This is a genomic window from Novosphingobium silvae, from assembly GCF_009856825.1.
Classification (GTDB): Bacteria; Pseudomonadota; Alphaproteobacteria; order Sphingomonadales; family Sphingomonadaceae; genus Novosphingobium; species Novosphingobium silvae.
Window position 1 is genome coordinate 323,543 of the sequence record NZ_WVTD01000001.1, and the last position, 23,200, is coordinate 346,742.

Below are 23,200 nucleotides of genomic sequence, written 5' to 3' on the forward strand. Positions count from 1 at the left end.
GGGAGAGCGATCTCCCGGCCCCTTTCGCTTGCGCGGGAAGAGGTGTGGGCACGCGCGGACCACCCGAGGCCGCTTCCCCGGGCATCTGGGCGCGTGCGCGGCAAGGGCCGCGTGCCTGCTCACTGTCTCCCCGCCGCAACAGCCAGCGGGCTGCCCGGTTCAGGACCATGAAAGGTGCATGTCGATATCGAATAGCTCCTCACGTCCTTTCGCCAGAATCGTACCAGCTGGTGAAAGGAATGTGCGCAATCAGGAAATTGCCGCATGTGGAACGCGCTTCGTCGCTCGACTCTGGCGTTTTGTCGCTGGCCCGTTAACCGATTGGGAACTTGGACAAGATAAGGTGGGGACTGCATGACCGGGGCAGACCGACTTCCTGCACGACGCGCGAGCCGCGTCGGACGCTTTCTCGCCGTGGCGGCGGCAACGGCCGCTGCTGCGCTTCTGCCACAAGGTGCCGCTCTGGCGCAGCACGTCGTGCCGATGACCTCGCCCGTCGGGGCACCGGTGTCGCGTGCGACCGACCAGGTGGTCCAGATCCAGAACAGCTTCGACGATCTGTTCGGCACCGAGCAGCGCGGCCCGCGCAGCTACTCCTCTCCTTTTGGCCAACAACTCGCCGCCGTGGCCAATGCCTCGCAGGGCCGCATCGGCGTGGCGGCGATGGACCTTTCCACCGGACGCATGGTCGACGTGCTGGGCAACCAGCGGTTCCCGATGGCCAGCACCAGCAAGATCGCCATCGCGGCAACTTTCCTGGAAGGCGTCGACAAGGGCAAGTGGAGCCTTTCCAGCGAATTCCCGCTGATGGTGCCGGTCGCCTCGCGCCCCTTCTCGAGCGCCGTCGCGCCGGTTCGTCCGGGCGAGTACATGACGGCCTCGCGCCTGATCGAACTGATGATCACGCGCTCGAACAACTATGCCACCGACGCGCTGCTCAAGGTCGTGGGCGGCCCCAAGGCCGTCAACGCCTGGATCGACCGCGCCGGGATCGAGGACTGGCACATCGACCGCGACATCGCGACGCTGGTGCGGGATGACGGAGCGATCGACCCGGCCCGCGTCGTCGACAAGCGCGACAGCGCCACCCCGCTCGCCATGGTCAAGCTGCTCTCGGGCATCTACCAGGGCAAGTGGCTGAGCCCATCGAGCCGCAGCGTGATCATGGGAGCCATGAGCCGCTGCGTCACCGGCAGGCGCCGCATTCCCGCGGGCCTGCCCGCCGAAGCCAGGGTCTCGCACAAGACCGGCTCGCTCAACAACACGTCCAGCGACGTGGGCATCATCCAGACCCCGGACGGGCGCGTCTTCGCCGTCGCCATCTACGTCACCGGCCAGGGCGGGCGCCCGGGACGCGAAGCGCGCATCGCCAGCATCGCCCGCACGATCTACAACGGCTATCTCGCCGAAGGACCGACCCGCACGGCCTCGCGCTAGGCACCGGCCGCCGGGTTTCGAGCCGGCGAGCTTCCTCTCACCGCCACGCACAAAAAAGGGGCCCCAAAGGCCCCTTTTCCGTTCCGGGCAGTGCCCCCGGATCAGTTGGTCTGCGGGTTGCCGTCCGTGTGGTCGTCCATTTCCTTGGCGACGTCGTTGGCGGCCTTCTCGGCGTCGGCGGCGATGTCGTCCGTGGTCTTCTCGGCGTCGGCGGCGGCATCCTTGGCGGCATCGGCAGTATCGTTGGCGGCCTCGGAAGCCTTGTCGCCGACGTTGCCCATGGCGTCGCCCACGTCGGAAGCGGCGGCCTCGATGTCGTCACCGGCGGACGATGCGACCGCTTCGGTGGCGTCCTGGGTCTTTTCCGAACAGGCGGCGAGCGACATGGCGGCCACGGTGGCTGCGGCGGCGAAAACGATCTTGCGCATAAGTGTGTATCCCTCTTCTCTGCGATGAAACCCCGTCGGCATGCCGCCGCGAGCGCCTCGTTCATCGGGCGGGCCGTGGGTACGAGAGCACGCGCGGCGTTTCAAGCGCCCGGCAGAAACTCCTGCGACGGTGCGCGGTTCCTGCCTGGTCGCAATCGCCGTGCAACGGGCCGTGCGATGGACAGGGCTGCTGACGTATCCGTCCGGCGCTGCTAGGGAACGGCGATGGATTCCAAGCAGCACCTCTACCTCGTCGACGGCTCGGCCTATATCTTCCGCGCCTATCACCGCCTGCCGCCTCTCACCAACCCGGAAGGGACGCCGGTGGGCGCGGTCTACGGCTACACGACGATGCTGTGGAAGCTTGCCGAGGACCTCAACAAGGCGGATGGCCCCACGCATCTCGCCGTGATCCTCGACGCCAGTTCGATATCGTTTCGCAACGACATCTATGACCAGTACAAGGCCAACCGCCCGCCCCCGCCGGAGGATCTGGTCCCCCAGTTCCCCCTGATCCGCGAGGCGACGCGCGCCTTCTCGCTTCCCTGCATCGAGGAAGTGGGCTTCGAGGCGGACGACCTCATCGCCTCCTACGCGCGCGAGGCCACGCGGCGGGGCTGGGACGTGACGATCGTCTCTTCCGACAAGGACCTCATGCAGCTGGTGGGCAAGTGCGCCCAGCCCCATGACGGGATAGAGGGCGGCTGCATCGACATGCTGGACACCATGAAGAACCAGCGCATCGACATTCCAGAGGTGATCGAGAAGTTCGGCGTGCCGCCCGAGAAGGTGGGCGACGTGCTGGCGCTCATGGGCGATTCGGTCGACAACGTGCCCGGCGTCTTCGGCGTCGGTCCCAAGACCGCGACCAAGCTGATCCAGGACTATGGCGACCTCGAAAGCGCGCTGGCCGCCGCGCCCTCGATGAAGAAGTCCAAGCTGCAGGAGCGCCTGATCGAGCAGGCCGAGCAGGCCCGCCTTTCCAAGGTGCTGGTCACGCTCAAGGAAGACTGCACGCTGCCCATGCCGCTCGACGAGTTCAGGCTCGACGCGATCCCGTCCGAGCCGCTCGCCGCATTCCTGGGCCGCCATGGCTTCACCAGCCTGCTGAAGCGCCTGGATGGCGGCACCGGCAGCCCGGAGCGCGCCACGCAGCTGAACCCGGCCAAGCGCGTCACGGCTGCCGCTGAAGGGACGGGCGGGAGCGGAGCGGAAGGCGCGGCGCGCCAGCCCCTGCCCGAATGGCCCGCCATCGACCGCACGGCCTACGAGTGCGTCACCACCGAGGCGCAGCTGGACGAATGGATCGCTCGCGCCGCCGCCGCGCGCCTCGTCGCCATCGACACCGAAACCTCCGCGCTCGATGCGATGCGGGCCGAGCTTGCGGGCATCAGCCTCGCCGTGGGCCCGAACCAGGCCTGCTACATCCCGCTCGGCCACGGCGGCAGCGACATGTTCGCCGAGAAGCCGCAGCAGGTGCCGATTGCCCAGGCGCTCGCCCGCCTGAAGCCGCTGCTGGAAAGCGACGCGGTGCTGAAGGTCGGCCAGAACATCAAGTACGACATCAACATCCTGGCGCGCCACGGCATCCACGTGGCGCCGGTGGACGATACGATGATCGTCAGCTTCTGCCTCGACGCCGGGCGCTCGCTCGACGGGATCGGCGGCGGGCACGGCATGGACGAGCTGGCCCAGCGCCACCTTTCGCACACCACGCTCACCTTCAAGGACATCTGCGGCACCGGCAAGAAGGCGATCCCCTTCGGCGAAGTCCCGCTCGACCGCGCCACGCAATACGCCGCCGAGGACGCGGACGTCACCTGGCGGCTGCACAGCCAGCTTCGCCCGCGCCTTTCCTTTGAGGGCGGCACGCGCATCTACGAGCGGGTCGACCGCCCGCTGATCCCGGTCGTCGCGCAGATGGAGCGGCACGGCATCAAGGTGGACCGCGACCGGCTCGCCGGGCTCTCCAGCCAGTTCGCCGAGGCGATCGGCGCGCTGGAGCGCGAGATCTTCGCCAAGGTGGGCCAGGAGTTCACCATCGGCAGCCCCAAGCAGCTTGGCGACATCCTGTTCGAGAAGCTGGGCTACAAGGGCGGCAAGAAGGGCAAGAGCGGCCAGTATTCCACCGACCAGTCGGTGCTCGAGGGACTGGCCGGGCAAGGCGCCGAAGTGGCGACGCAGGTTCTGGAGTGGCGCCAGCTCTCCAAGCTGCGCTCCACCTACACCGAGGCGCTGCAGGCCGCGATCAACCCGGCGACGGGACGCGTCCACACCAGCTACAGCCTTGTCGGCGCCCAGACCGGGCGCCTCTCGTCCACCGACCCGAACCTCCAGAACATCCCGATCCGCACCGAGATCGGCCGCCAGATCCGCGACTGCTTCGTGGCCGAGCCGGGCAATGTGCTGCTCTCGGCCGACTACTCGCAGATCGAACTGCGCCTTGCGGCCCACATGGCCGACGTGCCCAGCCTCAAGGAAGCCTTCGCCAGCGGCGAGGACATCCACTCGCGCACGGCCATGGAAATGTTCGGCACGGTGGATCGCGACACGCGCGGGCGGGCCAAGACGATCAACTTCGCGATCCTCTACGGCATCTCGCGCTGGGGGCTGGGCGGGCGGCTCGGCGTCGGGGCGGACGAGGCGCAGGCGATGATCGACCGCTACTTCGAGCGGTTTCCGGGCATCCAGCGCTATATCCACGAGACGCTGGAGAGCGTGCGCGCCAAGGGCTATTCCGAAACGCTGTTCGGCCGCAAGACCTGGTTCCCGCGCGTGAACTCGAAGAATCAGGCGGAGCGACAGGGCAGCGAGCGCGCGGCCATCAACGCGCCGATCCAGGGCACCAGCGCCGACATCATCAAGCGCGCGATGGTGCGCATGGGCCCGGCGCTTGCCACCGCAGGGCTCGGCCACGTGCGGATGCTGCTGCAGGTCCACGACGAACTCGTGTTCGAACTGCCCGAAAGCGATGCGCAGGCCGCCGCGCCGGTGATCCGGCAGGTCATGGCCGAAGCGGCGCTGCCTGCCGTCAGCCTCGACGTGCCGCTGGGCGTGGAGATCGGCTTCGGGGCAAGCTGGGGCGCGGCGCACTAGCTTCGGGCACTTTCGACGACCCGGCGCGGCGCGGCCAGCTTCGGCAAAGGAGGTGGCCGTGCCGGGGGCGACCACCGGCCCGCCGCGTTGCAAAGTGTTTCGCGCGGCGGCGCAAGGCTGGTCGCGCGCAGGGGCAGATGCTAATGCAACTCCCTCGCAATGATCCCCTCGCTTTCCCCCAACCTGCTCCTCGTGCTCGCCATGCTGCTCAAGACCAAGAGCGTCAGCGGCACGGCGCTCATGCTCGGCACCAGCCAACCCAGCATCAGCCGTTCGCTCGCAAAGCTGCGCGAGGCGCTGAACGATCCCTTGCTGGTGCGCTCGGGCGCGGGAATGATCCGCACGCACCGCGGCGACGAGCTGGTGGGCAAGCTGGCGGACTGGGTGGCCACAACCTCGTCGCTGCTGACGGAGCGCACGTTCGATCCCGCAGGCGTGGAGCGCCGGTTCCGTATCGCCTCCACCGATTTCGGCGTCATGGCGGTGATCCTTCCCGCTCTCGCAGCACTGCGGGAAGAGGCGCCCGGTATCGCGATCGACGTGCTGCCGCTCAACCATGCAACACACCGCTCGCTCGCCCAAGGCGACATCGACATCGCCATTTCCGGGCTCGAGCACGACGCCTCGCAGATGCACCAGCTGCACCTCTTTCGCGACAGCTTCGTCTGCGTCACCCGGCCCGGCCACCCGCTTGCGGTCGAGGACGGGCCGGTCTCTCTGGACGCGTTCCTTGCCCATCCGCACCTTGGCCTGACCGTAAGCGACGCCGAGCTCGACCGGGTTGCCATGGTGCTCGGACCGGCGGCAGAGGGACGCCGGGTGGCGGCGAGCGTACCGTACTTCGCGCTGGCCCCCGACCTGCTGCTGGCGGGCGATCTCGTCATGGTCGTGCCTTCACGCGCGCTCCAGGGCTTCGCGCGGGGCAATGCACTGTCGGCAAGACCCGCACCCGAAGAGATCGGCAAGCTCGACTACTGGCTGCTGTGGCACGAGCGCAGCCAGCGCGATCCCGCATCCGCCTGGCTGCGGGAGCGGCTGAACGCCGCCTGCATGGTTCCCGCCGAATAGGCGATATCCGAAATTGAGTGTTGGCCTCGGCCCCGCCGCAAGCGAAGGCGTTGTTGCAATCTGTTTGCATTAGCAACTGCATACGTTTCAAGGGGGTTCTCGTGTCCGACAAGACCAGGCTGCGCTGCGGCGCGGCGTTGCTGACGTTCGCCATCATGGCTCAACAGGCGCCGGCACGCGCCGCCGAGGCCGCCGAGCAGAACGAGGCGACCAACGCCTCGACGATCGTCGTCACCGCCACGAGCCGCGAGCAGGAAGTCAAGGACGCGCCCGCCTCGATCAGCGTCATCACCCGCGAGGACATCGAGCGCCTGCCCTACCGCGAAGTCACCGACGCGCTGCTGGAGATCCCGGGCGTCACCGTGACGCCCGGCGAAGGCAACAGCCGCGACATCTCCATTCGCGGCATGTCCCCGCAGTACACCCTGATCCTCGTCGACGGCAAACGCCTGAGCAGCCGCGAATCGCGTACCAACGGCGGCTCCATCTCGGAAGGCGGGCTACTGCCTCCGCTCGAATCGATCGAGCGCATCGAGGTGGTGCGCGGGCCGATGTCCTCGCTCTACGGCTCGGATGCGATGGGCGGCGTGGTCAACGTCATCACCCGCCGCATCGCGCCGAGCTGGCGCGGCAGCGTGCGCGCCAACGGCACGATGCAGCTGGCGGATGACTACGGCAACTTCGCCGACGCCAACTTCTACCTCTCGGGGCCCGTGACCTCTGGCGTCGGCCTGCAGTTGCAGGGTTCGATCAACCGCCGCACCGAGGACCGCGTGGTCGGCGGCACGCCCGAGCGCAAGGACGAGAGCCTGGCCGGCAAGATCGGCTTCTCCGCCGGTGCCGATCATGACTTCCTGATCGAGGGCGGCTATTACCGCCAGAAGACGCTCGCCACCGCAGGCAAGACCGTCGAGATCAGCGCGACCGCACCGCGCGGCACCGAATCGACGATGACGCAGAACCGCTACGTCGCCTCCGCCAGCCACCAGGGGCGCTGGGGCTTCGCCTCGTCCGACACTTACGTCCAGTACGAGGACGCCGAGCACGTCGAGGGCGAGAAGCGCATCAAGAACACCGTGGCGCAGTCCATCTGGTCGGTGCCGCTGCCCTCGAACATGCTGAGCCTTGGCGGCTTCTACCGCAACGAGGACATGACGGACCTTACCAGCAACCGCCTCTCGGGCTCCACCCGCACCGGCGCGAGCCGCACCAACTGGGCGCTGTTCGCTGAGGACGAGCTGACCATCCTCGACAACCTGCGCCTCACCGGCGGCATCCGGCTCGACAACGACGAGCAGTACGGTGCGCACTGGACCCCGCGCATCTACGCGGTCTGGAACGCGACCGAGCGCTTCACGCTGAAGGGCGGCTACTCGCAGGGCTTCCGCGCGCCGAACCTGCGCCAGACCCTGTCGGACTGGGGCCAGACCAGCCGCGGCGGCACGATCTACGGCAACCCCGACCTCGAGGCCGAAACCTCGCGCACGATCGAGGCGGTGGCGATGTACGAAGGCAACGGGTTCCAGGCCAGCCTCACCGCCTACGACACCCGCTTCAACGACAAGATCACCCGCATCACCTGCGAGGAAGCGGGCGCATGGTGCATCGACGAGCCGGTCAGCTCGCTGGGCCGCCCGCCAACGACTTACGTCAACGTCGACAAGGCCAAGGTTCGGGGCATCGAGGCGACCGTGGACGTGAAGCTCACCGGAACGCTGCGCTTCAACGCCACGGGCACGCTTACCGATTCCGAACAGCTGTCCGGCGCGAACGCGGGCGCGGCGCTTAACGACACGCCCAAGCAGCAGGCCAGCGCCTCGCTGAACTGGCGGCCGGGCAACCGCTTCTCCGCTTATGCGCGGGCCATCTTCCGGGGCGAGGAAGCCGTCACCGAGGCGCAGATCAGCGGCAACAACCTGGTCGTCGATTCGTACACCACGGTGGACATCGGCGGATCGTACAAGGTCTCGCCCGACTTCACCTTCCACGCCGGCGTGCAGAACCTGCTCGACAAGCGGCTGGACTACGACGAGGCCGGCTACCTGATCGATCCGGCGCGCGTCTGGATGGGCGTGACCGCCCGCTTCTGAGGAAGCCCGACACGCAAGGAAACAAAAAGGAGCGCGAGAGGGATGCCCCTCCCGCGCTCCTTTTTCTTTAGGATACCGGCGCTGTCAGCCGGCGATGCCGGCGGCCGCCAGCACGGCCAGGGTCAGGACCTCGGGCGCGATCGCGGTCATCGGAACGATCTGCACCGGCTTCTCCGCTCCCAGCAGCATCGGGCCGATCGAGGTGGTGCCGCCGATCTCCTTGAGCAGCTTGGCCGAGATGTTGGCCGACTGCAGCCCCGGCATGATCAGCACGTTGGCCGGCGCCGACAGGCGGCTGAACGGATAGAGCGCCATGATCTTGGGATTGAGCGCGGCGTCGGGCGCCATCTCGCCCTCGTACTCGAAGTCCACCTGCTCCTCGTCGAGGATGCGGATCGCCTCGCGGGTCTGCTCCAGCCACTTGCCCGAAGGATTGCCGAAAGTGGAATAGCTGAGGAAGGCGACGCGCGGCTCGTGCCCGAGGCGACGGGCGACTGCGGCGGTCTCCCTGGCGATCACCGCGAGCTGCGCGGCATCGGGACGCTCGTTGATCGTGGTGTCGGCCATGAACACGGTGTGGTTCTTGCCCACCAGCATGTGGATGCCGAAGGCCAGCTTGCCCTCGGCCGGATCGAGCACCCGCCGCACTTCCTTGATGGTCTGTGCGAAGGGGCGGGTCATGCCGGTGACCATCGCATCACCGACGCCCAGCTTCAGCAGGCCGGAGGCGAAGATGTTGCGGTCGGTATTGACCATGCGCTGCACGTCGCGCTGCAGGAAGCCGCGACGCTTGAGGCGTTCGTACACCATCTCCACCATCGGGGCGACGTGTTCGGACACCATCGAGTTCTCGATGTGGAAGCTCTCGGGGTTCGGCACGCCAAGCTCGGCCATCTTGTCGAGGATAACCTGGCTGCGGCCCACCAGCACCGGCTCGCCGTAGCCGAAGTCGCGGTACTGGATCGCGGCGCGAAGGACCACTTCGTTGTCGGCCTCGGCGAAGATCATCCGCTTGGGATTGGCGCGGACCTGCTCGTAGACGCGGGTGAGCACCGAAGTGGTGGGATTGAGCCGCGCCTTGAGCTGGTCGCGGTAGGCCTCGAAGTCCTCGATCGGCTTCTGCGCCACGCCCGAATCCATGGCCGCCCTGGCGACCGCCATCGGCACCACTTCCATCAGGCGCGGGTCGAACGGCGCGGGAATGATGTAGTCGCGCCCGAACTGCTGCGCCTCGCCATAGGCTGCGGCGACATCCTCGTGGACCTGCTCGCGCGCCAGCTCGGCGATGGCGGTGGCAGCCGCGATCTTCATCTCCTCGTTGATCGCGGTGGCCCGCACGTCGAGCGCGCCGCGGAAGATGAAGGGGAAGCCCAGCACGTTGTTGACCTGGTTCGGATAATCCGAGCGGCCGGTGGCGACGATCGCGTCGGGGCGCACGGCCTTGGCCTCGGGCGGAGTGATCTCCGGGTCGGGGTTGGCCATCGCGAAGATGATCGGCTCGGGCGCCATCAGCTTCACCATGTCCTGCGTCACCGCGCCCTTGGCCGAGAGGCCGAGGAACACGTCCGCGCCCTCGATCGCATCGAGCAGGGTGCGCTTGTCGGTGGCGACCGCGTGGGTGGACTTGAACTGGTCCACGCGCTCACGCCCCGGATAGATCACGCCGCGCGTGTCGCACACCAGCACGTTTTCGTGGCGCACGCCCATCGACTTGATCAGCGAGGTGCAGGCAAGCGCCGATGCGCCCGCGCCGTTCACCACCACCTTGATCTCGTCCAGCTTGCGCCCGGTGATGAGGCAGGCGTTGATGAGGCCCGCCGCCGCGATGATCGCGGTGCCGTGCTGGTCGTCGTGCATGACCGGGATGTTCATCCGCTCGCGCAGGGCCTGCTCGATGATGAAGCACTCGGGCGCCTTGATGTCTTCCAGGTTGATGCCGCCGAAGCTGGGCTCCATCATCGCGATGGCCTCGATCAGCGCCTCGGTGTCTTCGCTGGCAAGCTCGATGTCGATGGAATCGACGTCGGCGAAGCGCTTGAACAGCACCGCCTTGCCTTCCATCACCGGCTTCGATGCCAGCGCGCCGAGATTGCCCATGCCCAGGATCGCCGTGCCATTCGAGATGACCGCGACGAGGTTGCCCTTCGCGGTATAGTCGTACGCGGTCGCGGGATCGTCGGCGATGGCCTGCACCGGCACCGCAACGCCCGGCGAATAGGCGAGGCTAAGGTCGCGCTGCGTCGCCATCGGCTTGGAAGCGATGATCTCGATCTTACCCGGCCGCTGGGTCTGGTGATAGAACAGCGCCTCGCGCTCGGTGAACTGGACCTTGGACTTATCGGACAAAGCGTGATCTCCCGGTTTCGCCTCGGGCCCTAACCAATCTCTCGCCCACGCGATAGGGGAAAGGATGTGTCGCAGCGCTTCCCAAGCACGCAACGCAGCCGCTAACGCAGCCGCCATGACCTCGGCCCCGACTCCCATGATGGCTCAATATCTCGCCCTTCGCGAGGACGCGGGAGACTGCCTGCTGTTCTACCGCATGGGCGACTTCTTCGAGCTGTTCTTCGAGGATGCGAAGACCGCCGCCGCTATCCTCGACATCGCGCTCACCACGCGCGGCGAACATGCGGGCGCGCCCATCCCGATGTGCGGCGTTCCGGTCCACGCCGCCGAAGGATACCTTGCAAGGCTGATCAAGGCGGGCTGCCGCGTCGCCATCGCCGAGCAGACGGAAACCCCGGCCGAGGCGAAGAAGCGCGGCGGCTACAAGGCGCTCGTCGCGCGCGACATCGTGCGCTTCGTGACGGCCGGCACGCTGACCGAGGAATCGCTGCTCGAGCCGCGCCGCGCCAACGTGCTGGCCGCCACCTGCGAGGTGCGCGGCGCTGTCGGCATCGCGGCGGTCGATATCTCCACCGGCCGGATGGAGCTGGAGGAATGCGCGCCCGCGAACCTGCCCGCCGCCCTCGCCCGCATCGGCGCGAGCGAGCTTGTCGTGCCCGAGGGCTGGGAACTCGCGCCGGAAAGCGCCATCGCCCGCTCGGCGCACGAGTTCTCATCGGAAGGGGGCGAGGCGCGGCTGAAACTGGTTCACGGCGTCGCAACGCTGGACGGCTTCGGCACTTTCACCCGCCCCATGCTGGCCGCCGCCGGGGGGCTGATCGCCTATCTCGACCATGTCGGGCGCGGGAACCTGCCGCTGCTGCTCCCGCCCGAGGCGCGGCGGGGGGACGCGGTCCTCGCCATGGACGAGGCGACGCGCGCCAGCCTGGAAATCCTCGAGTCCTCTGGCGGGGGGCGCAAGGGCAGCCTGATCGACGCCATCGACCGCTGCGTCACCGGCGCGGGTGCGCGCCAGCTGGCCGACGATCTTTCCGCCCCGCTCACCGACCGGCTCGCCATCGCCGAGCGGCTCGAGATGGTCGAGTGGCTGCACGACGATCCGCTGCTGCGCGAAGATCTTCGCACTTCGCTGCGAGCGCTCCCCGACCTTGGCCGGGCGCTGGGGCGGGTGGTCGCGGGCCGTGGCTCCCCGCGAGACCTGGGTCAGCTGCGCGATGGGCTTTCGGGCGCGAGGTCGGTGGGCGAGCGGCTGGCGGGGATGGACGGGCTACCCGTCCTGCTCGAACGCCTGCTTCCCGCGCTCGGCGGCCATGCCGCGCTGGTGGACCACTTCGCCCGCGCGCTGGTGGAAAGCCCGCCGACCGAGCGGGGACAGGGCGGCTACATCGCCGCCAGCTATGACGCCGCGCTGGACGAACTGCGGGTCATGTCGGGCAACGCCCGGCGCGCCATCGCCGCGCTGGAGGCGAAGTACCGCGAGGAAACCGGCGTCTCCGCGCTCAAGATCAAGCACAACAACGTGCTGGGCTATTTCGTCGAGGTTCCCCAGCGCCACGCCGACCGGCTGCTCGAGGCGGACAGCGGCTTCTCGCACCGCCAGACCATGGCCGGCGCCATGCGCTTCAACGCGCTCGCCCTCCACGAGGAAGCCGCGCGCATCACCGAGGCGGGCGCCCATGCTCTCGCCGCGGAGGAGAGTCATTTCGAGGCGCTCGTTGGCGAAGCGGTGGCGGCAAGGCGCGGGATCGCCGCCACGGCCGCCGCGCTCGCCCGCATCGACGTCGCCGCAGGGCAGGCCGAGCGCGCGGCCGAGGGCGGCTGGACGAAGCCGCAGGTGGTGGACGGCCTGTCGCTCGAGATCGCGGGCGGCCGCCATCCGGTGGTCGAGGACGCCCTGGCCCGGCAGGGCGAGCGCTTCGTCGCCAACGACTGCCGCCTTGCCAGCCACGACCGGCTCTGGCTGATCGGCGGGCCCAACATGGGCGGCAAGTCCACTTTCCTGCGCCAGAACGCGCTGATCGTGCTGCTGGCGCAGGCCGGCGGCTTCGTGCCTGCCCGCTCCGCGCGCATCGGCATGGTGGACCGCCTGTTCAGCCGCGTGGGCGCATCGGACAACCTGGCGCGCGGGCGCTCGACCTTCATGGTCGAGATGGTGGAGACCGCCGCCATCCTCGCGCAGGCGACGCCCGCCAGCTTTGTCATCCTCGACGAAGTGGGGCGCGGCACTTCCACTTACGACGGCCTCGCTCTCGCCTGGGCCGTCGCCGAGGCGGTGCACGAGACCAACCGCTGCCGGTGCCTCTTCGCCACGCACTATCACGAACTCGCAAGGCTGGCAGAGACTTGCGAGGCGCTTTCGCTCCACCATGTCCGCGCGCGCGAGTGGAAAGGGGACCTCGTCCTGCTGCACGAACTCGCGGAAGGCCCCGCCGACCGCAGCTACGGCCTTGCCGTCGCGCGGCTTGCGGGGGTGCCGCCCAAGGTCATCAGCCGCGCCAAGTCGGTCCTGGAAAAGCTTGAGAAAGGCCGCGCCGAGACAGGGGGGCTGGCGGCCGGGCTTGGCGACCTGCCGCTCTTCGCCGCCGCGCAGGTCACGCGCGAGGCGGAGTGCGACACCCTGCGCGAGAAGCTGCGCGACATGGATGTCGATGCGCTCGCCCCGCGCGATGCGCTCGAGATCCTCTATGACCTGAAGCGCGAGGCGGGCAGCGATACGCAATAGTTCGCAGGCCCGGGGCAGTCGCGCCCGGGCCTGCGAGACGGTCTGCGTCAGTCAGCCCGACAGTCAGCTGTCGTCGTCTGCGAACTCGTCGTCTGCGGCATTGCGGCGGCCGTAGCGGTTCTCGAGGTCGTCCATCGTATCCTCGCCGTCGTAGGCGGACATGTCGATGTTCCCGCTCGTGTCCATCTGGTTCATGTGATCGACGATGTCGGTGATGTCGTCCTCGTCGCCGATGCCGCCCTTCGCCTTCTCGCTGTCGCTCAGCGCATGCGTCGAGGTGTCGCGGTTATAGGCCTCGTCGGTGACGGTCTGGGCCTGCGCGCCTTCTTCTTCCTGCTCGTCGTTGTCGGTCTCGGGAGCGAGGTCGTCGTCGTCGGGGCGTTCGATCATGGATAGTCTCCTTTGCAGGAGATAACGGGCGGGCGCAGGGCGGGGTTCCTGCCCTGTCAATCGGGCCCGTCATCCCCGCCCGTCTTCCGGGCGCCGGGCGGAAATGACGGGAAGCACCGGAAAACGCGCGCCAGGATCAGCGCGTGGGCACGGGCTCCTCGCCCGAATAGTCGTAGAAGCCCTTGCCCGTCTTGCGCCCGTACCAGCCTGCCTCGACGTACTTCTGCAGCAGCGGCGCGGGGCGGTACTTGGGATCGCCGGTGGTCTGGTGGAACACCTTCATGATCTCGTAGAGCGTGTCGAGGCCCACGAAGTCCGCCAGCGTCAGCGGTCCCATCGGGTGGTTGAGGCCGATCCGGCAGCCCGCGTCGATATCCTCGACGGAGCCGATCCCCGCGCCCAGCACGAAGATCGCCTCGTTCAGCATCGGGCACAGGATGCGGTTGACCACGAAACCGGGTTCGTCGCCTGCAAGGACCACCGTCTTGCCCAGCTTCTCGCCGAATGCCTTCATCTTCTCGACCGTCTCTGTCGAGGTGGCGAGGCCGGGGATCACCTCGACGAGGCCCATGACCGGCACGGGATTGAAGAAGTGCAGACCGCAGAAGCGTGCGGGATCGGGCGAGCCGGCGGCCATGCGGGTGATCGGGATAGAGCTGGTGTTGGATGCCAGCAGCGCGCCGGGCGCGAGCACCGCACCCACGGCCTCGAAGATCCGGGCCTTGATGTCCTCACGCTCGGTCGCGGCCTCGATGATGAGGTCGCAGCCGGAAAGCGCCGAATAATCGCCCGCCGGAGTGATCCGCGCCAGCAGCGCCTCTGCGTGCTCCTGCGTGATCTTCTCCTTGGCGACCAGCTTCGCGAGGCTCTTGGAGATGCCCGCCTTGCCCTTCTCGGCATTTTCCAGGGCAACGTCGGTCAGGACCACGTCCATGCCCTTGTCCGCCACGGTCTGGGCGATGCCCGAACCCATGATGCCTGCGCCGATGATGCCCACTGACTGCACTGCCTGAACTCCCTCTCCGATCGAAACCGACGCCGTGTTAGCGCCCTGTGCCGGCACGCGAACCTAGCGATTCTGTCCCGGCACCCAAAGCACGTCGTCCGCGCCGTCGGAATTGACCGCCCGGGCGAGCACGAAGAGGAAGTCGCTCAGCCGGTTGAGATAGGCGAGCGCTGCGGGGTTGATCGCCTCCTGCGCGGCGGCGGCAGTGGCCCGCCGCTCCGCCGCGCGGGTGGAGGCACGCGCGATGTGGACGCGCGCCGCCGCCTCGCTGCCGCCCGGCAGGATGAAGCTGCGCAGCGGGGAAAGGCGCGCATTGATCTCGTCGATCGCGCTCTCCAGCCAGGCTACCTGCGCGGGAACGATGCGCAGCGTCATCTCGCCGGGCGCGAAATCGTCATCCGGCGCGGCGGGCGTGGCAAGGTCGGCGCCAAGGTCGAACAGGTCGTTCTGGATACGCGTCAGGCTCGCCGCATGTCCGGTGCCGTCGGGCGTGGCCGCCAGCGCGCAGACTGCGAGGCCGATCGCGCTGTTCGCCTCGTCCACCGCGCCGATCGCTTCCATCCGGGCGGCGTGCTTGGGAAGGCGCGAGCCGTCGACAAGGCCGGTCGAACCATCGTCGCCGGTGCGGGTATAGATCTTGTTGAGCCGCACCATGGGCGCGCTTCCTCCTTCGTTTCTCGCGGTGAACCGGTGACGTCCTGCCGCCTGGAACTAGCGCGCCATCGCCAGCAGCAGGGCGCACACGAGCACGGCGGCAGCCTGGTACTTGATGCGGTTGAACATCATCCGGTTCTGCAGCAGCTGGTTCGCGCTCGGCCCGGTGGCGGAGGGATCGCGGTGCAGGTCCTCCCTCGTCGAGTTCAGGAAGGCGACGATGCCGCGAACGAGGCTGACGATGACCATGATCACCAGCACGACGATGACGGGGACGAGGATGTAGCTCATGGCGAATGGTGTACGCCCTGCGAAAGCGAAATGCCAGCGGGCAGCCGCCCTTCGCGCAGTGCCCGGGCGATGACCGCGCCATCCTCTCCGGCCCGCCGCCGGTCCGCAAGCGAAGGCGCGCCGCGCCGCTTGGCGAGCTTGCGCCCGTCCGCCTCCAGAAGCAGCGGATGGTGCAGCCAGGTTGGCACCGGCAGGTCCAGCAGCGCCTGGAGCAGGCGATGGATGTGGCTGGCCGCGAAAAGGTCCATGCCGCGCGTGACGAGAGTGATCCCGTCCCCCGCATCGTCGAGGGTGGCGGCAAGGTGGTAGCTGGCTGGCAGGTCCTTCCTCAGCAGCACGACATCGCCGAACACCTGCGGCACCGCCGCTTGCGGGCCCGCCGCCTCGTCCCGCCATTCGAGCGGGCCGGTGAGCGCCATCGCCTTGCCCACGTCCAGGCGCCACGCGGCATTGGCGGGATCGACCTCGCGGTGGCGGCAGGTGCCGGGATAGACCGGCCCGTCCGGTCCCCAGGCCTTCGCGGCGGCGGCGATCTCGGCGCGGGTGCAGGTGCAGGGATAAAGCAGCCCCATGGCCTGCAGCCGCTCTCCCGCATCGGCGTAGGTTGCAAGGCGGCGCGACTGGAACACCGCGTCTCCGTCCCATGCAAGGCCGAGCCATTCCAGGTCGAGGAAGAACTCCTCCACGACCTGCGCGCGGCTGCGCTCCCCGTCGATGTCCTCGATCCGCAGGACGAACGCCCCGCCCCTTTCGCGCGCCGCATCGTGGGCGACGATCGCCGCATAGGCGTGGCCGAGGTGGAGCGGGCCGTTGGGGCTGGGGGCGAAGCGCGTGCGGATCATCGCTGCTCGTTAGCCAGACTGTGGATTGCTGGCGAGCCCGGTTCGCGCCATCTTGACGCGGACCTGCCCAAGTGCTGCAAAGTCCCTATGCGTTGCCATCAAACAGCAATGATAGCCTGCGACAGGAGGCCATGCTCAGGTCGGACCTGATCGAGCGCGCGGCCCGGTTCCGCAGCGCGGAGGATGACCCCTCCCGAAGTCTTTCAGACTGCCCTGCCCTCGTCCTCAATGCGGATTACACGCCGCTTTCCTACTATCCCCTCTCCCTCTGGCCCTGGCAGACCGCGATCAAGGCGGTGGTGCTGGAAAGGGTCGATATCATCTCCAGCTACGAACGCGCGGTGCACAGCCCCAGCTGGACGATGCAGATCCCCTCGGTGATCGCGCTGCGCCAGTACGTGAAGCCGAGCGAGTTCCCCGCCTTCACCCGCTTCAATCTGTTCCTGCGCGACCGGTTCAGCTGCCAGTACTGCGGCAGCCCGCAGAACCTCACCTTCGACCATGTGGTGCCGCGCCGTCTGGGCGGGCGGACGAGCTGGGAGAACATCCTCACCGCCTGCTCGCCCTGCAACCTGCGCAAGGGCGGGCGCACGCCCAAACAGGCGAACATGCCGCCGCTGGTCCAGCCGATCCGCCCTACCAGCTGGCAGCTGCAGGAGCGCGGCCGGGCCTTTCCGCCCAACTACCTCCACGAAACCTGGCGCGACTGGCTCTACTGGGACATCGAGCTGGAGGAGTAGGGCGCTCCGCCAGTCAGACCGCAAACACCGCTCGTCAACACCGCCTGGGCTCGATGGCACCCTCAGTGGATGGTCTCGCGGGTGGGCGGGTCCTTTTCGCCCGCGTCCACCGCAGTCGTCAGCGCCACGTCCATGGTGACGTTGCCCAGCGTGCGCATAAGATCGGGCAGCACTTCCACCGCGACGAGCACGCCGAGCGGCCAGAGCGGCACGCCCATGGCCGCCGCGATGGGGCCGATCGAGGAGACGAAGCTGATCGTGCCGGGCAGCGATACCGCTCCGAAGGTTGTGGCGAAGGCCACGAAGGTGCCCGCCGCCAGCGCGGCCGTGGTCAGCTCCAGCCCGGCCAGCTTCGCGGCATAGATCGCCACGGCCATGTTCATCGCCGGGCCCGTCGCGCGGAACAGCGTGACCGCCAGCGGCAGCGCGAACTCGGACGTGGTGGAAGATACCCCCAGCCGGTGGCTGGAGCCCAGCATGGAAGGCAGCGTCGCGAGCGAGGACTGGGTGGAGATAGCGACGACCTGCGCGGGCAACATGGCGGCGGCGAAGGCGCCCAGCCGCTTGCGCCCTACGGTCGAGGCGATGATGTAGCCCGCGATCATCACTACGCTGCCGACCGTGATCATCAACACGATGTAGTGCGCCAGCGCGCCCAGCGCCGCGCCGCCGCTGCGCACGCCCAGCGTCAGGCCCAGCGCGAAGACCCCGATGGGGGCAAGGCCGAGCACCCAGCCGATCACCACCATCATCGCGCCCGCCAGTCCCTCGAACAGCACGGCCAGCGCGCGGCGCGGCTCGTCGCCAAGCCGGGTCGAGGCGAAGGCGAACAGCGCCACGAAGACGATCACCGGCAGCATCGCGTTGCCGGCCGCCGCCGAGATCACGTTCTCGGGCAGGAGGGAGGACAGGAAATCGGCAATGCCGGGCACTTTTCCCGGGTCCTCGCCATGCTGAAAGTTGATGCCGGCGGGCACGGGAAACAGGTCGAGCAGAAGCGGCATCAGCACCGCGCCGAGCGTCGCGCTGAAAGCAAGGAATCCGACGATGATGCCCAGCGTGCGCCGCGCCATGGGGCCCGCCCGGGCGGCGGCCACGGTCTCGACTATCCCAGAGAACAGCAGCCCCGCGACCAGCGGCAGGATGGTCATCTGCAGACCCTGCAGCCACAGCGAGCCGACCGGGCCGGTGACGGAAAGCACATCCGGGGCAAAGGGCCGTCCGGCGATCGCAAGGCCGATGAGCAACCCCGCGACCAGCCCGAGGAGCGTCAGCACCCCGGGCACCCTGATCTCGGGGATGCGGGAAGCGCCGGTGGAAGGGGACGGCGGCGTCGAGGAAGCGGTCATCGCCGACAGATAGTCAGCCGCGCGGCGTAAGGGAAGCGAGACGCGGAGCTTATGAGGAAAGGCCGTGCGGCCGAGCAGGTCCCTTCGCGTTCTGCCGCAAAGCGCGGGTGCACTCTTGACGAATATAACCAATTAGGTTATACGCTCCGACATCTTCCGGCCGAGGTACACGGCTGGAGGATCATCGGGTCGGCATCGTGGGCACAAGGCCCCCGTGTGCCACCGGAAGCGTTCATCCGCCTGCTCCTCTTGTCAGGGGAAGACAGGCAAGGCGCGGCGCAAACGGCGTGACTCCTGATAAGAGGACGCTTCCCGCCAAGCTTTGGAACCGGTGCCTTTTCGCGAGCCCGCGCGCCGTTTCCGAACCGCTTTCGCTGAGGGTCGAGCCGGGCTGCCATGCCGCTACCGGGCCGTTCGCAAGGAGCCGCAATTACCGAGTGCCCGATAGGGCGCTCACGAAGCCGGCCCGATACCCCTTTCCGGGTATCCGTCCCCCGCGCATTTCCCCCGGCGTTACGCCCGCACTCGCCAGCGGGCATTCGGCATGTCGGCGCGCGCGTCGTCGAGAAATCCGGCGAAATCCGGCAAAATCCGCTCATGCCGCATTCCCAAATGCCGCCCATACGCGCATTCAGGTTCCGGTAACGGCCGCGGCCTATGCGCCATGCGGCAAGAGACAATCGGGATTCGCTTCAGGCAATGGGCAAGCAGTTCTTCGGCACCGACGGCATTCGCGGCCGCACCAACCAGGGGGCAATGACCGCCGCCATGGCGATGAAGGTCGGTCAGGCAGCGGGCACGCGCTTCCTGCGCGGTGCCCATCGCCACCGGGTCGTCATCGGCAAGGACACGCGTCTTTCGGGCTACATGCTGGAGAACGCGATGGTCGCGGGCTTCACCAGCGTGGGCATGGACGTGGTGCTGCTGGGCCCGATGCCAACGCCCGCCGTCGCCCTTCTCACGCGCGAACTGCGCGCCGACGTGGGGGTCATGATTTCGGCCAGCCACAACCCTTACGAGGACAACGGCATCAAGCTGTTCGGCCCCGATGGCTTCAAGCTTTCGGACGAGGACGAACTGGCGATCGAGGCGATGCTGGGGCAGGACCTCGCCCTCGCCGCCTCGCCCGAGATCGGGCGCGCGCGCCGCATCGAGGATGCGCGCGGCCGCTACATCCACGCCGTCAAGACCTCGCTGCCTTCGACCGTCCGCCTCGACGGGCTGAAGATCGCGGTCGACTGCGCCAATGGCGCGGCCTACCAGGTGGCGCCTTCCGCCTTCTGGGAGCTTGGCGCCGAGATCGTCGCGGTGGGGGTCAATCCCAACGGCAGGAACATCAACGATCGCTGCGGATCCACCCATGTCGAACTGCTGCAGGAAACCGTCGTCTCCTCGGGCGCCGACATCGGCATCGCGCTCGATGGCGATGCCGACCGGCTGATCGTGGTCGACGAGAAGGGACAAACGGTCGACGGCGACCAGATCATGGCGCTGATCGGCAGCCAGTTCGCCGCCCAGGGCACCCTGCGCGGCGGCGGCGTGGTGGCGACGGTCATGTCGAACCTCGGGCTCGAGCGCTACCTCAACGGCCTCGGCCTCGCGCTCGAACGCACCGCCGTGGGCGACCGCCACGTGCTCGAACGCATGCGCGGCGGCGGTTTCAACGTGGGCGGCGAGCAGTCGGGCCACATGATCCTGCTGGACCATGCGACGACCGGCGACGGCACCGTGGCCGCGCTTCAGGTGCTCTGCGCGCTCGTCCAGTCGGGCAAGCGGGCGAGCGAGCTGCTCCACCTCTTCGATCCCGTGCCGCAGCTTTTGCGCAACGTGCGTTTCGCCGGCGGCAAGCCGCTGGAGGCGCAGAGCGTGAAAGCCGCCATCGCCGATGCACAAAGCGCGCTCGACGGACGCGGCCGCCTGGTCATCCGGCCCTCGGGAACCGAGCCGGTGATCCGCGTCATGGCCGAAGGCGACGATGCCGCCGAGGTCGAGGCGGCTGTCGCTTCCATCTGTCACGCCGTCGAGAAGGCTGCCGCGTAATGGCTCTTGAAATGCGCCCCGATTGCCAGCGCTGCGGCACCGATCTTCCCGCCGAGGCGCCCGGCGCCTTCATCTGCAGCTTCGAATGCACCTACTGCGCTCCCTGCGCCGAGGACCTCGACGACCATTGCCCTGACTGCGGCGGCGAACTGGTGGATCGGCCCACGCGCGCCAAGCGGCACCACGATTCGGCGCCGCCCTCGAAGGTCAGAAGGTTCAAGGACTGACTCGACACCTCGCCGCCGAAACGGCAAGGGAAACCGATGAACCAGGCTCCCCGCATTCTCTCGATCGCCGGCTCCGACAGTTCCGGCGGCGCCGGCATCCAGGCCGACATCAAGACCATCACCCTGCTGGGCGGCTATGCCATGACCGCGATCACCGCGGTGACGGCGCAGAGCACCATGGGCGTGACCGCGGTGGAGACGATGCCGGCGGAAATGGTCGCCAGCCAGATCGACGCCTGCATCGGCGACATCGGCGTCGATGCCGTGAAGATCGGGATGCTGGGCAGCGCCGAGATCGCGCACGTGGTCGCCGAGCGGCTGGAGGGACTGGGCGTGCCGATCGTGTTCGATCCGGTCATGGTCTCCACCGCCGGGTCGGTGCTGGCCGACGAGGCGACCGTCGCGGCTTTCGAGCGGCTGATGCACGTCGCCTGCCTGACGACCCCCAATGTCGACGAACTGGCGGCGCTGGGCGGGGATGCGGCACTGGCGGCGCTGGGCGTCGCCTACATCGCCAAGGGCGGCGATGCTCCGGGCGATACGGTGGTGGACCGCCTCATCCTTCCCGGACACGAGCCGCAGGTCTGGACCGCGCCGCGTATCGACACCCGCCATACTCATGGCACCGGCTGCACCCTTTCAAGCGCGATCGCCACGTTCCTGGGCCAGGGCGCGCCGCTGGCCGAGGCGATCGAGGACGCCCGCGACTTCGTGCGCGCGGCCCTGCTGGCAGCGCCGGGCTTCGGCAAGGGCCACGGCCCCATGGGACACCACGCGGTCCGCTGAGCGCAGGCCCTTCGGCACTCCCGGCGCGGCAGGTCCGGGGTTGAGGACCGGGACGGGGGACCGCAGACTAGAGCGCGCGCGCCCGGCGCATGCGCAGGGCGGTGTCGGCCAGCATGCCCATCGCTGCCATGGCCCCGCCGGTCAGCCCGGCAGTGCCCATCGCCACGATCACCGGCTGCGCAAAATCGGCAAGGATGCGGGTGCGTTCGTTCAGGGGTTCGATGAAGCGGCTCATGGGTTCGGGTCCTGCTGGCGTTCTGTGGTTCGCCGCTGCAGATGCACCTGCCGCGCTTCCCGGAATACCGGGATAAGTTCACGCTAACCGTTCGATTTTCTCGAAGGTTGCGCCGCGCGAACCCGCGCCCGCAGTAAAGACACGCAATGTCACGGAACCGGGCGTCGGGGCTGCAGTTCGTTCATCCTGTGGAAAGACACTCTCTGGAGAACAATATGCATCTGAATTCGAAAGCGAAAATCGCCGCCATCGGTCTGCTCGTGGCTGGCGCGATGAGCCTTGGCGCCTGCTCGCGCGGGGCGACGGCGGGTGGCCTGATCGGCGGCGCCGGCGGCGCGGTCGCGGGCAAGGCGACGGGTCTTGGAACCACCGAGGGCGCGGTCGTCGGCGGTACGGCCGGCGCCATCATCGGCGACGACTGACCTTCTTCCCCGATGGAAGCGGCCTTGCGGCACGGACACCGTCCGCCGCCGCAAGGCCCCTTCCACGGGCGTTTTGCTATGCGATATCCAGCTGGTAGAACCGGCTGATGTGGTCCCAGCCCTCTTCGGCGGTCTCGCACCAGCGGAACAGCTCCAGGTCTCCGGGATTGATCGTGCCTTCCTCCGCCAGGGCCTCGAAGTCGATCACCCGCTCCCAGAACTCGCGGCCGTAGAGCAGGATCGGGATCGGCTTCATCTTGCCGGTCTGGATCAAGGTGAGCAGTTCGAAGAACTCGTCGAACGTGCCGAACCCGCCGGGGAACACCGCGACGGCGCGCGCACGCAGCAGGAAGTGCATCTTGCGCAGCGCAAAGTAGTGGAACTGGAACGAGAGGCGCGGCGTCACGAAGCGGTTGGGCGCCTGTTCATGCGGCAGCACGATGTTGAGGCCGACCGACTCCGCCCCCACGTCCGCCGCGCCGCGATTTGCCGCCTCCATGATCGAGGGGCCTCCGCCCGAGCAGACCACGAACTGGCGCATCCCCTTCTCGACGATCGCGGCCTGGCTGGCGAGCCGCGCGAGCTTGCGGGCCTCGTCGTAGTACTTCGCCTTGTCGGCAAGCCGTGCGGCGACCTTCTTCTGGTAATCGGTGGCGGCCATCTCGATCAGCGCATCGGCCTTGTCGGGCGACGGGATGCGCGCCGATCCGTACATGACGAGAGTGGAGCCGATGTTCGCCTCCTCCAGCAGCATCTCGGGCTTCAGCAGCTCAAGCTGGAAGCGCACGGGGCGCAGCTCGTCGCGCAGGAGGAAGTCGGTGTCGCGGAAGGCGAGCTGGTAGGCGGGGTGCTCGGTCTGGATCGTCTCGGCCTGCTGTTCGGCGAACCCGGCCTCCTGCTCGGCCTTGTAGAACCGGCGCTGGGTGAGATCCTTGTCTTCTTGTTCGGTCATTGAAACTCCATGGCCCGGCGGGAATGTCGCCTCGGGCGAAGTTGGGGCAACGACTCCGCAAGCGGCCGGTTGCGCGAAG

The 23,200-nt window shown here is 68.1% G+C and carries 20 protein-coding genes; 10 read left to right on the forward strand and 10 right to left on the reverse strand.

Annotation, left to right across the window (positions count from 1 at the left end; all coding sequences use genetic code 11):
- The first annotated feature begins 354 nt into the window (after window positions 1–354).
- Window positions 355–1,437 carry a serine hydrolase gene (locus GR702_RS01625; RefSeq protein WP_160984199.1) on the forward strand — a complete coding sequence of 361 codons (1,083 nt, stop codon included), beginning with the start codon at window positions 355–357 and terminating at the stop codon, window positions 1,435–1,437.
- Between the two features lie 101 nt (window positions 1,438–1,538).
- Here GR702_RS01625 and GR702_RS01630 read toward each other — a convergent pair whose 3' ends face one another.
- Window positions 1,539–1,865, reverse strand: a complete 327-nt coding sequence (locus GR702_RS01630) for a hypothetical protein (RefSeq protein ID WP_160984200.1) — start codon at window positions 1,863–1,865, stop codon at window positions 1,539–1,541.
- Between the two features lie 225 nt (window positions 1,866–2,090).
- Between GR702_RS01630 and polA the strand changes: the two genes are divergently transcribed.
- The 3 genes from polA (at window position 2,091) to GR702_RS01645 (ending at window position 8,119) form a co-directional block, all read left to right on the forward strand.
- Window positions 2,091–4,961, forward strand: coding sequence for a DNA polymerase I (gene polA, locus GR702_RS01635; RefSeq protein ID WP_160984201.1), 2,871 nt, complete (start codon window positions 2,091–2,093; stop codon window positions 4,959–4,961).
- Between the two features lie 159 nt (window positions 4,962–5,120).
- On the forward strand, window positions 5,121–6,029 hold the full coding sequence (locus GR702_RS01640; protein WP_160984202.1) for a LysR family transcriptional regulator: 909 nt from the start codon (window positions 5,121–5,123) through the stop codon (window positions 6,027–6,029).
- A 101-nt stretch (window positions 6,030–6,130) separates the two neighbouring features.
- The gene (locus GR702_RS01645) at window positions 6,131–8,119 is read left to right on the forward strand and encodes a TonB-dependent receptor domain-containing protein (RefSeq protein WP_337192493.1); all 1,989 of its coding nucleotides are present in this window, start codon (window positions 6,131–6,133) and stop codon (window positions 8,117–8,119) included.
- 84 nt (window positions 8,120–8,203) lie between these two features.
- Here GR702_RS01645 and GR702_RS01650 read toward each other — a convergent pair whose 3' ends face one another.
- Window positions 8,204–10,465, reverse strand: coding sequence for an NADP-dependent malic enzyme (locus tag GR702_RS01650; protein ID WP_160984203.1), 2,262 nt, complete (start codon window positions 10,463–10,465; stop codon window positions 8,204–8,206).
- Between the two features lie 115 nt (window positions 10,466–10,580).
- On the opposite strand from GR702_RS01650, the gene mutS reads away from it, so the two are divergent.
- The gene (gene mutS / locus GR702_RS01655) at window positions 10,581–13,187 is read left to right on the forward strand and encodes a DNA mismatch repair protein MutS (protein WP_237449491.1); all 2,607 of its coding nucleotides are present in this window, start codon (window positions 10,581–10,583) and stop codon (window positions 13,185–13,187) included.
- A gap of 63 nt (window positions 13,188–13,250) precedes the next feature.
- Here the strand turns inward: mutS and GR702_RS01660 are convergent, their stop codons facing one another.
- The 5 genes from GR702_RS01660 to gluQRS all read right to left on the reverse strand — a co-directional run bounded on the left by GR702_RS01660 (window position 13,251) and on the right by gluQRS (window position 16,370).
- Window positions 13,251–13,577 carry a hypothetical protein gene (locus tag GR702_RS01660; protein ID WP_160984204.1) on the reverse strand — a complete coding sequence of 109 codons (327 nt, stop codon included), beginning with the start codon at window positions 13,575–13,577 and terminating at the stop codon, window positions 13,251–13,253.
- A 136-nt stretch (window positions 13,578–13,713) separates the two neighbouring features.
- Window positions 13,714–14,583: a 3-hydroxyacyl-CoA dehydrogenase NAD-binding domain-containing protein gene (locus GR702_RS01665; RefSeq protein WP_160984205.1), complete on the reverse strand. Its 870-nt coding sequence runs from the start codon at window positions 14,581–14,583 to the stop codon at window positions 13,714–13,716.
- A gap of 63 nt (window positions 14,584–14,646) precedes the next feature.
- On the reverse strand, window positions 14,647–15,237 hold the full coding sequence (locus GR702_RS01670) for a cob(I)yrinic acid a,c-diamide adenosyltransferase (RefSeq protein WP_160984206.1): 591 nt from the start codon (window positions 15,235–15,237) through the stop codon (window positions 14,647–14,649).
- A 57-nt stretch (window positions 15,238–15,294) separates the two neighbouring features.
- Complete coding sequence (locus tag GR702_RS01675) at window positions 15,295–15,528, reverse strand: HIG1 domain-containing protein (protein WP_160984207.1); 234 nt, start codon at window positions 15,526–15,528, stop codon at window positions 15,295–15,297.
- The gene (gene gluQRS / locus GR702_RS01680) at window positions 15,525–16,370 is read right to left on the reverse strand and encodes a tRNA glutamyl-Q(34) synthetase GluQRS (RefSeq protein ID WP_160984208.1); all 846 of its coding nucleotides are present in this window, start codon (window positions 16,368–16,370) and stop codon (window positions 15,525–15,527) included. Before gluQRS ends, GR702_RS01675 begins: the two co-directional genes overlap by 4 nt.
- Before the next feature lie 131 nt (window positions 16,371–16,501).
- Here gluQRS and GR702_RS01685 point away from each other — a divergent pair, with 131 nt between their 5' ends.
- On the forward strand, window positions 16,502–17,110 hold the full coding sequence (locus tag GR702_RS01685) for an HNH endonuclease (RefSeq protein WP_160984209.1): 609 nt from the start codon (window positions 16,502–16,504) through the stop codon (window positions 17,108–17,110).
- 62 nt (window positions 17,111–17,172) lie between these two features.
- On the opposite strand, the gene GR702_RS01690 is transcribed toward GR702_RS01685, so the two are convergent.
- A complete protein-coding gene (locus GR702_RS01690) occupies window positions 17,173–18,459 on the reverse strand; it encodes a dicarboxylate/amino acid:cation symporter (protein WP_160984210.1) in 1,287 nt (428 codons plus the stop codon).
- A gap of 699 nt (window positions 18,460–19,158) precedes the next feature.
- Between GR702_RS01690 and glmM the strand changes: the two genes are divergently transcribed.
- The 3 genes from glmM to thiD are packed head-to-tail and all read left to right on the forward strand — an operon-like array spanning window position 19,159 to window position 21,512.
- Window positions 19,159–20,499 (forward strand): phosphoglucosamine mutase, encoded by a 1,341-nt coding sequence (glmM, locus tag GR702_RS01695; protein WP_160984211.1) that lies wholly within the window; start codon window positions 19,159–19,161, stop codon window positions 20,497–20,499.
- Window positions 20,499–20,726 (forward strand): DUF1272 domain-containing protein, encoded by a 228-nt coding sequence (locus GR702_RS01700; RefSeq protein WP_160984212.1) that lies wholly within the window; start codon window positions 20,499–20,501, stop codon window positions 20,724–20,726. The genes glmM and GR702_RS01700 overlap by 1 nt, the downstream gene beginning before the upstream one ends.
- A 36-nt stretch (window positions 20,727–20,762) precedes the next feature.
- Window positions 20,763–21,512, forward strand: a complete 750-nt coding sequence (gene thiD / locus GR702_RS01705; RefSeq protein WP_160984213.1) for a bifunctional hydroxymethylpyrimidine kinase/phosphomethylpyrimidine kinase — start codon at window positions 20,763–20,765, stop codon at window positions 21,510–21,512.
- A 67-nt stretch (window positions 21,513–21,579) separates the two neighbouring features.
- Here thiD and GR702_RS01710 read toward each other — a convergent pair whose 3' ends face one another.
- Entirely contained in the window at window positions 21,580–21,747 is a 168-nt protein-coding gene (locus GR702_RS01710; protein ID WP_160984214.1) for a hypothetical protein, read from the reverse strand.
- 215 nt (window positions 21,748–21,962) lie between these two features.
- Here GR702_RS01710 and GR702_RS01715 point away from each other — a divergent pair, with 215 nt between their 5' ends.
- Window positions 21,963–22,169 (forward strand): hypothetical protein, encoded by a 207-nt coding sequence (locus tag GR702_RS01715; RefSeq protein ID WP_160984215.1) that lies wholly within the window; start codon window positions 21,963–21,965, stop codon window positions 22,167–22,169.
- Between the two features lie 76 nt (window positions 22,170–22,245).
- Here the strand turns inward: GR702_RS01715 and GR702_RS01720 are convergent, their stop codons facing one another.
- On the reverse strand, window positions 22,246–23,121 hold the full coding sequence (locus GR702_RS01720; RefSeq protein WP_160984216.1) for an LOG family protein: 876 nt from the start codon (window positions 23,119–23,121) through the stop codon (window positions 22,246–22,248).
- Between the last annotated feature and the right edge of the window lie 79 nt (window positions 23,122–23,200).

Bases quoted from the DNA above. Each gene is read 5' to 3' on its own strand.
- GR702_RS01625 (WP_160984199.1), top strand. From the start codon at position 355: ATGACCGGGGCAGACCGACTTCCTGCACGACGCGCGAGCCGCGTCGGA.
- GR702_RS01630 (WP_160984200.1), bottom strand. From the start codon at position 1,865: ATGCGCAAGATCGTTTTCGCCGCCGCAGCCACCGTGGCCGCCATGTCG.
- polA (WP_160984201.1), top strand. From the start codon at position 2,091: ATGGATTCCAAGCAGCACCTCTACCTCGTCGACGGCTCGGCCTATATC.
- GR702_RS01640 (WP_160984202.1), top strand. From the start codon at position 5,121: ATGATCCCCTCGCTTTCCCCCAACCTGCTCCTCGTGCTCGCCATGCTG.
- mutS (WP_237449491.1), top strand. From the start codon at position 10,581: ATGACCTCGGCCCCGACTCCCATGATGGCTCAATATCTCGCCCTTCGC.
- GR702_RS01660 (WP_160984204.1), bottom strand. From the start codon at position 13,577: ATGATCGAACGCCCCGACGACGACGACCTCGCTCCCGAGACCGACAAC.
- GR702_RS01670 (WP_160984206.1), bottom strand. From the start codon at position 15,237: ATGGTGCGGCTCAACAAGATCTATACCCGCACCGGCGACGATGGTTCG.
- GR702_RS01675 (WP_160984207.1), bottom strand. From the start codon at position 15,528: ATGAGCTACATCCTCGTCCCCGTCATCGTCGTGCTGGTGATCATGGTC.
- gluQRS (WP_160984208.1), bottom strand. From the start codon at position 16,370: ATGATCCGCACGCGCTTCGCCCCCAGCCCCAACGGCCCGCTCCACCTC.
- GR702_RS01685 (WP_160984209.1), top strand. From the start codon at position 16,502: ATGCTCAGGTCGGACCTGATCGAGCGCGCGGCCCGGTTCCGCAGCGCG.
- GR702_RS01690 (WP_160984210.1), bottom strand. From the start codon at position 18,459: ATGACCGCTTCCTCGACGCCGCCGTCCCCTTCCACCGGCGCTTCCCGC.
- glmM (WP_160984211.1), top strand. From the start codon at position 19,159: ATGGGCAAGCAGTTCTTCGGCACCGACGGCATTCGCGGCCGCACCAAC.
- GR702_RS01700 (WP_160984212.1), top strand. From the start codon at position 20,499: ATGGCTCTTGAAATGCGCCCCGATTGCCAGCGCTGCGGCACCGATCTT.
- thiD (WP_160984213.1), top strand. From the start codon at position 20,763: ATGAACCAGGCTCCCCGCATTCTCTCGATCGCCGGCTCCGACAGTTCC.
- GR702_RS01710 (WP_160984214.1), bottom strand. From the start codon at position 21,747: ATGAGCCGCTTCATCGAACCCCTGAACGAACGCACCCGCATCCTTGCC.
- GR702_RS01715 (WP_160984215.1), top strand. From the start codon at position 21,963: ATGCATCTGAATTCGAAAGCGAAAATCGCCGCCATCGGTCTGCTCGTG.
- GR702_RS01720 (WP_160984216.1), bottom strand. From the start codon at position 23,121: ATGACCGAACAAGAAGACAAGGATCTCACCCAGCGCCGGTTCTACAAG.